The sequence below is a fragment of the Streptomyces tendae genome (genome assembly GCF_014650435.1).
Lineage (GTDB): Bacteria > Actinomycetota > Actinomycetes > Streptomycetales > Streptomycetaceae > Streptomyces > Streptomyces tendae.
On the sequence record NZ_BMUY01000001.1, the window covers coordinates 558,235 to 569,978 of the forward strand.

8 protein-coding genes and 1 pseudogene are annotated in these 11,744 nt (G+C 67.7%); 6 read left to right on the plus strand and 3 right to left on the minus strand.

The window, feature by feature from the left end; genetic code table 11:
• Positions 1-156: 156 nt before the first annotated feature.
• The 5 genes and pseudogenes from IE258_RS02620 to IE258_RS02640 form a co-directional block, all read left to right on the plus strand.
• A pseudogene (locus IE258_RS02620) lies at positions 157-315 on the plus strand (DUF255 domain-containing protein); the annotation flags it as partial.
• A gap of 491 nt (positions 316-806) precedes the next feature.
• On the plus strand, positions 807-2,069 hold the full coding sequence (locus IE258_RS02625) for a DUF3696 domain-containing protein (RefSeq protein ID WP_189738375.1): 1,263 nt from the start codon (positions 807-809) through the stop codon (positions 2,067-2,069).
• Positions 2,059-3,084 carry a hypothetical protein gene (locus IE258_RS02630; RefSeq protein WP_189738378.1) on the plus strand — a complete coding sequence of 342 codons (1,026 nt, stop codon included), beginning with the start codon at positions 2,059-2,061 and terminating at the stop codon, positions 3,082-3,084. Before IE258_RS02625 ends, IE258_RS02630 begins: the two co-directional genes overlap by 11 nt.
• A gap of 2 nt (positions 3,085-3,086) precedes the next feature.
• Positions 3,087-4,760, plus strand: a complete 1,674-nt coding sequence (locus IE258_RS02635) for a DUF262 domain-containing protein (RefSeq protein WP_189738381.1) — start codon at positions 3,087-3,089, stop codon at positions 4,758-4,760.
• Positions 4,761-5,227: 467 nt separating this feature from the next.
• Positions 5,228-7,267 (plus strand): thioredoxin domain-containing protein, encoded by a 2,040-nt coding sequence (locus IE258_RS02640; RefSeq protein ID WP_189738383.1) that lies wholly within the window; start codon positions 5,228-5,230, stop codon positions 7,265-7,267.
• 10 nt (positions 7,268-7,277) lie between these two features.
• On the opposite strand, the gene IE258_RS02645 is transcribed toward IE258_RS02640, so the two are convergent.
• Genes IE258_RS02645 through trhA form a run of 3 tightly spaced genes read right to left on the minus strand, consistent with a single transcriptional unit; the run spans position 7,278 to position 9,480 of the window.
• A complete protein-coding gene (locus IE258_RS02645) occupies positions 7,278-8,006 on the minus strand; it encodes a Mut7-C RNAse domain-containing protein (protein WP_189738386.1) in 729 nt (242 codons plus the stop codon).
• 33 nt (positions 8,007-8,039) lie between these two features.
• A complete protein-coding gene (locus IE258_RS02650) occupies positions 8,040-8,747 on the minus strand; it encodes a TetR/AcrR family transcriptional regulator (RefSeq protein WP_189738389.1) in 708 nt (235 codons plus the stop codon).
• A gap of 28 nt (positions 8,748-8,775) precedes the next feature.
• Complete coding sequence (trhA, locus tag IE258_RS02655) at positions 8,776-9,480, minus strand: PAQR family membrane homeostasis protein TrhA (RefSeq protein WP_109033159.1); 705 nt, start codon at positions 9,478-9,480, stop codon at positions 8,776-8,778.
• A 286-nt stretch (positions 9,481-9,766) separates the two neighbouring features.
• Between trhA and IE258_RS02660 the strand changes: the two genes are divergently transcribed.
• Entirely contained in the window at positions 9,767-11,596 is a 1,830-nt protein-coding gene (locus IE258_RS02660) for a phosphoenolpyruvate carboxykinase (GTP) (protein ID WP_189738392.1), read from the plus strand.
• Positions 11,597-11,744 lie beyond the last annotated feature (148 nt).

Here is an 11,744-nt window from a genome sequence, read left to right on the forward strand (position 1 = left end):
TACTGTCACTTGCACAAGAAGTAGGAATGGGGGTTTGCTGTCCTGCTCGCCCCTGACCCGCCGCCGCGGCGCGTGCGGCGGGACGGTAGGGAACCCGTCCCCGCCAGCCCGTTCCGGTTTCGGGGTTCCCGCGGCCGGTGCTGCGATATTGACCGCATGGTGAACCGCCTGGCCGATGCCACGTCCCCCTACCTCCTTCAGCACGCGGACAACCCGGTCGACTGGTGGCCGTGGGAGGCCGAGGCGTTCGAGGAAGCCCGGCGGCGCGGTGTTCCTGTGCTGCTGAGCGTCGGCTACAGCGCGTGCCACTGGTGCCAGTGAACTCGTCAACTGAGTAGTTCGCCGATTTTGCGTCCGTCTGAAGCACGGGTGACACACCCAGAGGCTGGTGGCTATCTGAGAGGTGGACATGCCGGGCCCGAGCGGGCCGCGAGTTGAGACACCCGGAGGAAGCCGCGTCAGGGGCGGAGCTGTTGCTAGCTGCGGGTGATTGACGCCGTACCCCTCACCAGGAGGCCCCGGGGCTGGGCTCGCCCGTGGCTCTGGGGAAGCTGATCGCCCCGGCGCTCTTCCTGGAGCTCATGCCGCAGCCGTGCACAGCACCTCTGCCGCCGAGAGGGTTGTTGTCCAGAGGCTCACGGTCTTGCCGGGTAGCTGGAACTCCCACGCGGTTGTTGGGCGTCTACGCAGTGGGAAGAGCGAACCTCGGGTCCCGTGCTTCCACCGTCTGAGAGTATTGCCGCAACCGCGCAGACGCTCCGTTGGGGCGGCGTGCGCCGGACATGGTGTGAGCGAACGGAGCCCAGGTGTCGTTGGAGAGGTTCTCGCTGGAGAACTATCGCTGCTTCAGAGAGAAGCAGGAGATGGAGCTCGGGAAGATCACCGTCGTGCTGGGGCGAAACAATTCCGGTAAGAGTGCCGTCGTGCGAGCGCTCCCGCTTCTGTCAATCGGTATCCGCGGCGACTCCCCGTACCCTCTGGACCTGGACTTGGTCCAAGGCATCACTCCTTCGTTCGCCGATCTGATCCACGGCTCGTCACCACACGGGCATATTCGACTGGGCGCATCGATCGGCATCGATGACGGCGGGGTCGTCAGTGTCAACGCCGAGGTCCAGAACATTGCCAACCAGGGAATGCAGCTAGTTTCCTCGTTGGCGATCTCCTGCAGGTCTGAGGTCGTGAACATCTCCTGGATCCCTGGCATGGACGCCTACTCGTCTGAGAAGCGCACTTATCTTGTCGACGGCCACGAGCGCAAGGTTGGGTTTCGCGGGCTGCTGCCCGATCCGGCCGACTGGCCGGACTCCGTCGGCAGTGTCCGCGGAGTCGCCGGGCTGCTTCGGGAAGGTCTAGACGAGATTCGGTATCTGGGTCCGTTTAGGAAGAGCCCTGAGCGATTCTTTCGGTCACCGGTCAGAACACTGGGGAACGTCGGTCATCGGGGAGAGAAGGCTTTCGGTGTACTCGCGGCGGATGAGATGTACGGGCGTGGTCTGATCGGTCGTGAAGTGAACATTCTGCTGGAAAGAATTCTGCCCGGCTGGCGTCTCGAAGTCACCGACGTCGGTTCCGGGATGTACATCCCCAAGCTGCGTTCCCTGCGCGACCCCGATCTCGTCGTCCATATCGATGACGTCGGCACCGGTGTGGTTCAGTTCCTGCCGATCGTGATTCAGAGGGCCGCAGACCGCGTGGAGCCGCCCGTCGGGCCTGTGATCGAGATCGTGGAGGAGCCCGAACTTCACCTTCATCCTTCGGCGCACGCCGCGATCGCCGATCTCTATGTTGATGCCGTTCAGGAATCGCAGGTGCGTTTTCTGGTGGAGACGCACAGCGAGAATTTTCTCCTGAGGCTCCGCCGGCGGGTTGCGGAACGGAAGCTGGCACCGGAGGACGTGAAAATCTACTTCGTCGAGCAGGCCGAGGGGACCGCTGCCCTGCGAAAGATCGAAGTGGATGCTCTCGGCAACCTCGATTACTGGCCTCGGGGAGTCTTCGCAGAGGATTTCGAGGAAGTACGCGCCCTCGCTGATGCCCAGGCCAATCGGATCAACGATGCGCGTTGAGATTCCTGTAGACTTGCTGACGGGTCGTCAAGGCGATGAAAACGCAGAGCTTGTATTGAAGCTGATCGCGTTCTTCAGGGAAGCGCGACACGAGTGGGTCATCTCTCCCCGTGATGTGGACGCCGTCCATGCGTTCCTGGAGCGTCACGTCCCGGTCTTGGCACAGATTTACCTACTGCTTGCGCAGAAGGCGAGCATGGCTCAGGCATGGGCGCCTCATGGAGGCACCGCCGGGGTTGTCAGGGTGGCCGGTGAGACGCTGGCAGCCGACCTCCGTGACTTGGAGCGGCCGGCTGTGCTGGTTGTGGAGAACGCGATCTACGACTGGCAGATGATCGAGGCGCTCGCGCGCCTGTTGGGCTGTGAGGACGTTATCGACGCCAAGAACGGCAGTCGCCTCGGTGTGTACAACGGAGGCGGCAAGGATGGCGCGACCCAGCATGCAGTCGACCAGGTCGCACAGTTCTCCAGGACCAAGCGTGTAGTTCTAGTCATAGATAGCGACAGTTTCCACCCTGCGGACCGGACCGGCAATCATGAGAAGGCCGAAGCTGCGGCCCGCGAAGGCGTCAGTTCGCATGTCCTCAGTTTTCGGGAGATGGAGAACTACATTCCCAACCGGGTCTTGGCCCGCCAGCCGAAGAAGACTGTTGGGATGTCGTCCATGGCCAAGCGCCTGGAGTCCCTCAAGAAACTCTCGCCCGAGCAGCGCGCCCACTTCGATATGAAGCACGGATTTAAAGGGAAACCGAGGGGGGGCCTCGACCGCAAGTCGCGGCACTCCGGGAAAACGGGCGCGACCTATATCATTCCCCCGCGTCACGGGGACCTGTACGACGAAGTGGCGGAGCGGGATCTCGTCACCCTTCAGGAGGGATTCGGGACGGACTTGCCAGGTCTGTTCCTTCAAGAGGTACTACGCGGCGGCATATCGGACCGTGACTTGGATGGCCTGGGTCCCGGGGTGAAAGAGGAATTGAAATCGATGTTCGAAACAATTCGGGGTGTAATCTGAGTATGGGAGATGTCGAAGTGGTCAAGGATATCTCGGTGGTGCCTGAGGTCCACTTCCTGGAGCAGGTGCTGGAGCGGATTTCACAGGGTGAACTGCGAGTGCCGAAGTTCCAGCGCCCTTTCCTGTGGCGTCCGGAGCAGATGCTGCAGCTTTTCGACAGCATGGAGCGCGGCTATCCGATGGGAAGCCTGCTCATCTGGGAGACCACCATGCCACTCGAGAGCCTCGATACCATCGGTGGGCGCAGGATTCCGCCGCCGCCAGAGGGTGCGAAGGTCGCCTATGTGCTGGACGGCCATCAGCGGCTCTCGACGCTCTTCGGCGTCCTCCATCGCTCAGCCGATGCTCCGCAATCTACGCGGCAGGAGGACTGGATGTGGTGGGTCTACCGGCCGCTCGTCCGATCGGACAATGACGGTTTGCGCTACCGCCACTGGAAGAGTGCCGAAAAGGTGCCCAGCCACTACCTGCCCATGCGGTCCGTGCTGGGGACCCTGGACTTCCTCGAATACGCACGGAAGCTGTCCGATGTTTCCGCCTCCCGTGAGGAGGCCGACCGCCTCACAACGGAGAGCGAGCGCATCGCGAAGCGGGTGAAGAACTACAAGGTTTCCGTGGTGCGCATGGAGGGCGGCACTCTCCGGCAGGCCATCGAGGTCTTTTCCAGGATCAACAGCAGTGGCCAGAAGATGCGTCCCGACCAGATGGTCTCCGCTCTGACCTACGGGACCATCGGCTCGGAGACGCTCAGCGACAAGATGGAGGAGATCAAGGGACGGGTCGCCGCTTCTGGCTTTGGCGAGATCCCGATCATGACGATCTTTCAGACCGTCCTTGCACTGTCTGGCGAGGAGGACGTGCAGCGGGACACATCCTGGGAGACGATGGCCCGCAAGGTCCAAGACCAGCTCATGACCGCAGTGATGGACACCGACCTGATCATCCAGCAGGTGGTCGAGTTCTTGCGGGACGAGGTCCGGGTTCCGCTGGCCCGCTTGGTTCCGTACAACATCCAGATTATGCTGCTCGCCGTCTTCTTCCACTTCTCCGACAAGGTCGAAGTGGAGCAGCGGGTCAAGCTCCGAAACTGGTTCTGGACAACGTCGCTGGCAGGCACCTTCGCAGGATCCACAACCACCCAGGTCCGGAACTTCATTACGGAGATGAAGGCCTTCGCGCAGGGCAAGGGTGGGCTCAGCTACTCCGGTGAGCGGGCCCGTTCCTTTCCCGAGCGTTTCGACCTGCGCAGCGCGCGTGTACGCGCCTACCTCCTGTGGGATCTGCAGACGTTTCCGGAGCGGAAGAACCTCGACGGCGGCACCGTCAACGTACTGGAGCAGCTCGCGACGGCACACACCGAAACTTATCGACACATCATTACTCAGAGTGGGGTTCCGGGGGCGTCCAGTCCCGCTAACAGGATCGTCATGACGACACCGCCAGGCGTGTCGATCCGGCAGGCGCTCATCAGACTCGCGGAGGAGGGGAGGACCGATATCCTGGACTCACACGGAGTCAGTCTCGCGTCCATCGAGCACCTCAAGTCCGACGAGTTCACCGAATTCATTCTGGCGCGCCAGAGTGAGCTGGCCGCGCGGGAGCGGCAGTTCATCGAGGGTCTGGGCATCAAGTCGGCGGATAAGGAGGTCGGGGAGGCCGATATCGACACCGAGTGAGGGGCAGCGGGTTCAGCCTTGGGGGCAGCCTCGAGGTCACGACACGATGTTGCCGCCCTTGACTCGACGACAAGCGACTCGACGCAACCCCGTGTGGTTACGTCACTTTGCCGTGGTTCGGTGCCCCGGAGGGGGCGGCAGGAAGCGAGGGCCAGACATCACTCACTCCTTCCTCGGTTTCCGAGCCCGTGCGCTGGATTCGGCGCGGGACACATCTGGTCCTTTCCGAACCGTTGCTGCCGGGGTTCTGCGGTAGTTCGGCGAGACCAACGCTTGGCTCTGGTGTGCGGGGATGCGCGATGTCGTTGTGCACCATGTCTCCCGCATCGTGGTGCGCATCTATGCCGCCCTGCTGGGGGTTGGACATAGCCTCACACCGAGCAACGGTGGACGGACGCACGTCGGGCAGGCGGACGGGGCATGCGGGTTCCGCAGGCTAGGCGCGTGTGGTGTGAGAGCCTGGGCGTATGAACCGGTTGGCTGGTGTGACCTCGCCTTATCTGCTTCAGCATGCCGACAATCCGGTCGACTGGTGGCCGTGGGGACCCGAGGCGTTCGAAGAAGCGAAACGGCGCGATGTACCCGTTCTATTGTCGGTCGGATACTCTACGTGTCACTGGTGCCACGTCATGGCGCACGAGTCGTTCGAGGACGGGCCCACCGCCGAGTACCTCAACTCGCACTTCGTGAGCGTCAAGGTCGACCGCGAGGAGCGGCCCGACATCGACGCCGTGTACATGGAGGCCGTGCAGGCGGCCACCGGGCAGGGCGGCTGGCCCATGACCGTGTTCCTCACGCCGGACGCGGAGCCCTTCTACTTCGGCACCTACTTCCCGCCCGAACCCCGCCACGGCATGCCCTCCTTCCGCCAGGTGCTCCAGGGCGTCCAGCAGGCGTGGGCCGAGCGGCGCGGCGAGGTCGACGAGGTCGCCGGGAAGATCGTGCGGGATCTCGCCGGGCGGGAGATCTCCTACGGCGACGCCGAGGCGCCGGGCGAGGAGCAGCTCGGGCAGGCACTGCTCGGACTCACCCGGGAGTACGACGCCGAGCGCGGCGGGTTCGGCGGGGCGCCGAAGTTCCCGCCGTCCATGGCGATCGAGTTCCTGCTGCGCCACCACGCCCGCACCGGCGCCGAGGGCGCCCTCCAGATGGCGGCCGACACCTGCGAGCGGATGGCCCGCGGCGGCATCTACGACCAGCTGGGCGGCGGCTTCGCCCGCTACTCCGTGGACCGCGAGTGGGTCGTGCCGCACTTCGAGAAGATGCTGTACGACAACGCGCTGCTGTGCCGCGTGTACGCCCACCTGTGGCGGACCACCGGCTCCGACCTGGCCCGCCGGGTCGCGCTGGAGACCGCCGACTTCATGGTGCGGGAACTGCGCACCGCCGAGGGCGGGTTCGCCTCCGCGCTGGACGCCGACAGCGACGACGGGACCGGACGGCACGTCGAGGGCGCCTACTACGTGTGGACGCCCGCCCAGCTCACCGAGGTCCTCGGCGCCGAGGACGCGGAGCTGGCCGCGCAGTACTTCGGCGTGACCGAGGAGGGCACCTTCGAGCACGGCGCCTCGGTGCTGCAACTGCCGCAGCAGGAAGGCGTCTTCGACGCCGCGCGGGTCGCGTCGGTACGGGAGCGGCTGCTCGCCGCGCGGGACGGTCGCCCCGCCCCGGGCCGGGACGACAAGGTGGTCGCCGCCTGGAACGGCCTGGCGATCGCCGCGCTCGCCGAGACCGGCGCCTACTTCGAGCGCCCCGACCTCGTCGAGGCCGCCGTCGCCGCCGCCGACCTGCTGGTGCGCCTGCACCTGGACGAGCAGGTCAGGCTCACCCGCACCAGCAAGGACGGCCGGGCCGGTGCCAACGCCGGGGTGCTGGAGGACTACGCCGACGTGGCCGAGGGCTTCCTCGCGCTGGCGTCGGTCACCGGGGAGGGCGTCTGGCTGGACTTCGCGGGCTTCCTGCTCGACCACGTCCTCACCCGCTTCACGGACGAGTCCGGCTCGCTGTACGACACCGCGGCCGACGCCGAGCAGCTGATCCGCCGCCCGCAGGACCCCACCGACAACGCCACCCCGTCCGGCTGGAGCGCCGCCGCGGGCGCCCTGCTCTCGTACGCCGCCCACACCGGCTCGGAGCCGCACCGCACCGCCGCCGAACGCGCCCTCGGTGTGGTGAAGGCGCTCGGCCCGCGCGTCCCGCGCTTCATCGGCTGGGGGCTTGCGGCAGCCGAGGCGCTGCTCGACGGCCCGCGCGAGGTCGCCGTGGTCGCCGCGGAGCCGGCCGACGCCGCCGCGCGCGGGCTGCACCGTACGGCGCTGCTCGGGACCGCGCCCGGGGCGGTCGTCGCCTTCGGCACCGAGGGGAGCGACGAGTTCCCGCTGCTCGCCGACCGGCCCCTGGTGGGCGGGGCACCGGCCGCGTACGTCTGCCGGAACTTCACCTGCGACGCACCGACCACCGACCCGGCCCGGCTGCGCGACGCACTGGGCGCCGCCCCGACCGGCTGAGACGGCCCGCTCAGGCGTCCCGGGTTCTGCTCACCGCGCGCTCCACGATCGCCTCCAGCTGCTCGTGGTGCGCGCCCCGCCAGTAGGCGCGGCCGCAGGCGGTGCACTGGGCGAAGACGTCGTACGACCGCTGCGTGCCGCCCTTGAGCTGCTCCGCCACCTCGTCCTTGGTGGCCGCCCTGAGCAGTCCGTTGCAGGCGGTGCACCGTGTCCACGGGCTCAGCTCGGGCCGGAACCGGTCCAGGACCTCCTGGAGCTGCTCCTCGGGGCGGGTGCTGTACACGTAGGCGCCGGCCCACAGCTCGCGGCGGCGCAGCAGTCCGCGGTCGCGGCTGAGCAGGACCCGCTTCTCGGCCGCGGACAGCGCGGCGAGCGCCGGGTCGCCGAGGTCCGTCGACTCGTACGCCGTGTCCACGCCGAGCAGCCGCAGCCGGCGGGCGAGGGTGCCGAGGTGCACGTCGAGCAGGAACCGCAGTGGAGCGCCGGGGACCCGCTGGGGGTGCTGGACAGGCTGTACGCGCACCGACTCGCCGCCCGCCGGGATGTGGCCGGCCGGGACCTCGCGGCCGTCGACGAGCAGGGCGCCGACCTCGGTCAGCGGAACCCCGAGGGACTCGACGAGATGGCCGAGGGTGGAGACGCCGTCGGTGGCCGTGCGGGCGGCGCCGGTGGCGCGGGCGCGCGGGACGAACAGGTGCAGTTCGGGGGCGAACTCGACGTGGATCTCGGGACCGTTCACCGGGTCAGGATGCCACGGGGCAGGGCCCGGGCCTCAGTCTTTTCGAGGGCCTTCCCGACGGCCCTCGAGGTGGCATCCCCGGTGGTCCTCCCGCTGGTCCTCCGGGTGGCTTTCCCGGAGGGCGGGCAGCCCGTTCTCCAGGGCGTCCAGGGCGCGGTCGACCAGCTCGGCCAGGTTCTCCTCGTGGTCGTGCTCGGCCCAGTACCGCGAGACCTCCATCAGGCCGCCGACCAGGGACATCGACACGATCCTGACCTCGAGGCCGGCCGGGTCGAGGCCGGTGCGCTCGGCGATGGCGCGGGCGAGCACCCGGCCGGTGGCCGACATGTTCTCCAGCATGCGCGAGCGCACCGCGGGCACCTCGGCCAGCAGCCGCGTCCGCAGCCGGGTCAGCTCGGCCTCCTCGCCCGCGCCGAGGTCGAGCGCCTTGCGCAGGACGTGCCGCAGGGAGGCCGACCACGGCTCGCCCGCGGGCCGGGCGGCCAGTTCCGCGGCCATGACCGGGTCGTACTCGTCCGTGAGGACGATGTCCTCCTTGGTCGGGAAGTAGCGCAGCACGGTCGACGGCGACACCTCGGCGCGCTCGGCTATCTGCTCGACCGTCGTGGCCGCGTACCCCTGCTGCCGGATCAGCCCGTAGGTCGCGGCGCGGATCGCCTCACGGGTCTTGGTCTTCTTCCGTTCCCGCAGCCCGGGCCGCGGGACGTCGACGGGAGAGAGGGCGGAACGTGCGGCGGCCATACGGCCATTGTCGGCCACGGCGCGGTGGCTAGTACGCGACCAGCGAGATCCCCACGTAGTGCGCGATGAAGGCGGCCAGCGTGAAGGAGTGGAAGACCTCGTGGAAGCCGAACCAGCGCGGTGACGGGTTGGGACGCTTGAGGCCGTAGATCACGCCGCCCGCGCTGTAGAGCAGACCGCCGACGATCACCAGGACGAGGACGGCGATGCCGCCGGCCCGCATGAACTCGGGCAGGTAGAAGACGGCCGCCCAGCCCATGGCGAGGTAGCAGGGGGTGTAGAGCCAGCGCGGGGCGCCGACCCAGAAGACGCGGAAGACGATCCCGGCCGCGGCGGCCGCCCAGATGCCCCACAGCAGCCACTCGCCCTTGGCGCCGGGCAGCAGCAGCATCGTGAGCGGGGTGTAGGTGCCCGCGATGATCAGGAAGATGTTGGCGTGGTCGAGGCGGCGCAGTACGCCGTCCATGCGCGGGCTCCAGTCGCCCCGGTGGTAGAGCGCGCTGACGCCGAACAGCAGGCAGGCGGTGAGGACGTAGACACCGCAGGCTATGCGGGCCTCGGACGTCTCGGCGAGCGCGGTGAGCACCAGACCGGCGATCAGGACGGCGGGGAACATGCCGAGGTGCAGCCAGCCGCGCAGCTTCGGCTTGACCGGATGCGGGAGGGAGAGCGCCACGGGCCCGCGGCCGCCGGCCGGCAGGTCCCTGGGCGCGTCGGGGACGGACGCAGTCATAGGCGCATCGTACCTACGGTTCCGTAAGTTACGTATCAGTACGGACGTATGACGAACGGCGAGTGGCCATCGTCTCACGGGGGACCCGGTGGGGCACCTCCGACGCGGGTACGTGGCGATCCTCACGCCGCTCAGTTGTGACGCCCTCTGGACAGATGGGCGCTCTCGTCGGATGATCAAATGAGTGCGGTCGACACCGGATGAGCGCCCACGAGGCACACGTCACGCGTCCGGGTCGCAGCCCCCACGGGGCCTCCAACAAAAAACCCCTCATCTAGGAGCAATCGTGGCGCGCGACATCGCGGCTCCCCCCGTCCCCACCAACCACCAGGAACTGATCTCGTGGGTGAACGAGATCGCCGAACTGACCCAGCCGGACGCAGTGGTCTGGTGCGACGGATCCGAGGCCGAGTACGAGCGCCTGTGCGGGGAGCTCGTCGAGAAGGGCACCTTCCGCAAACTCGACCCGATCAAGCGCCCCAACTCGTACTACGCGGCCTCCGACCCCACCGACGTCGCGCGCGTCGAGGACCGGACCTTCATCTGCTCCGCCAAGGAGGAGGACGCCGGGCCCACCAACCACTGGAAGGACCCCGCCGAGATGCGGGAGATCTTCCGTGGTGACCAGGGAGAAGGCGGGCTGTTCCGCGGCTCCATGCGCGGCCGGACCATGTACGTCGTGCCCTTCTGCATGGGCCCCCTCGGCTCCCCGCTCTCCGCGCTCGGCGTCGAGATCACCGACTCCGCGTACGTCGCGGCCTCGATGCGCACCATGACCCGCATGGGACAGCCGGTCCTGGACGAGCTGGGCGAGACGGGCTTCTTCGTCAAGGCCGTGCACTCCGTCGGCGCCCCGCTGGAGCCCGGCCAGGCGGACGTCCCCTGGCCCTGCAACAGCACCAAGTACATCTCGCACTTCCCCGAGGACCGCGAGATCTGGTCCTACGGCTCCGGCTACGGCGGCAACGCCCTGCTCGGCAAGAAGTGCTACGCCCTGCGCATCGCCTCCGTCATGGCCCGCGACGAGGGCTGGCTCGCCGAGCACATGCTGGTGCTGAAGCTGACCCCGCCCACCGGCGCGCCCAAGTACGTCGCCGCCGCCTTCCCGTCCGCCTGCGGCAAGACCAACCTCGCCATGCTGGAGCCCACGATCTCCGGCTGGACCGTGGAGACCATCGGCGACGACATCGCCTGGATGCGCTTCGGCGAGGACGGCCGCCTGTACGCCATCAACCCCGAGGCGGGCTTCTTCGGCGTCGCGCCCGGCACCGGTGAGCACACCAACGCCAACGCCATGAAGACCCTGTGGGGCAACTCGGTCTTCACCAACGTCGCCCTCACCGACGACGGCGACGTGTGGTGGGAGGGCATGACCGAGGAGACCCCGGCCCACCTCACCGACTGGAAGGGCAACGACTGGACGCCCGAGTCCGGTACCCCGGCCGCGCACCCCAACGCCCGTTTCACCACGCCCGCCGCGCAGTGCCCGATCATCGCGCCGGAGTGGGAGGACCCCAGGGGCGTGCCGATCTCCGCGATCCTCTTCGGCGGGCGCCGCGCCACCGCCGTACCCCTGGTCACCGAGTCCTTCGACTGGAACCACGGCGTCTTCCTCGGCGCCAACGTGGCCTCCGAGAAGACCGCCGCCGCCGAGGGCAAGGTCGGCGAGCTGCGCCGGGACCCCTTCGCCATGCTGCCGTTCTGCGGCTACAACATGGGCGACTACATGGGGCACTGGGTCGACGTGGCCAAGGACAAGGACCAGTCCAAGCTGCCGAAGATCTACTACGTCAACTGGTTCCGCAAGGACGACGCGGGCCGGTTCGTCTGGCCCGGCTTCGGCGAGAACGGCCGCGTCCTGAAGTGGATCGTCGAGCGTCTGGAGGGCAAGGCGGACGGCGTCGAGACCCCGATCGGCGTGCTGCCGACCAAGGAGTCCCTGGACACCGACGGACTCGACCTCGCCGACGCCGACCTGGAGTTCCTGCTCAGCGTGGACAAGGAGGTCTGGCGCGAGGAGGCGGCACTCGTCCCCGAGCACCTGAACACCTTCGGCGACCACACGCCCGCCGAACTGTGGGACCAGTACCGGGCCCTGGTGCGGCGCCTGGGCTGAGCACCGTCCCCACCCATCTCCGTGGCCGGTCCGACTAGCCCTGACCCGCGAAGTCGTCACGAAGGCCGGTCACGTAGGGGGTCTCCCCGCGCTCCAGTAGCTCTTCGCACCCCGGAGCGCGGGGAAGCCCCGCTCGGGCCGGGTTCCC

Bases quoted from the DNA above. Each gene is read 5' to 3' on its own strand.
- IE258_RS02650 (WP_189738389.1), bottom strand. From the start codon at position 8,747: ATGGCCGCCGCACGTTCCGCCCTCTCTCCCGTCGACGTCCCGCGGCCC.
- IE258_RS02640 (WP_189738383.1), top strand. From the start codon at position 5,228: ATGAACCGGTTGGCTGGTGTGACCTCGCCTTATCTGCTTCAGCATGCC.
- IE258_RS02635 (WP_189738381.1), top strand. From the start codon at position 3,087: ATGGGAGATGTCGAAGTGGTCAAGGATATCTCGGTGGTGCCTGAGGTC.
- IE258_RS02630 (WP_189738378.1), top strand. From the start codon at position 2,059: ATGCGCGTTGAGATTCCTGTAGACTTGCTGACGGGTCGTCAAGGCGAT.
- trhA (WP_109033159.1), bottom strand. From the start codon at position 9,480: ATGACTGCGTCCGTCCCCGACGCGCCCAGGGACCTGCCGGCCGGCGGC.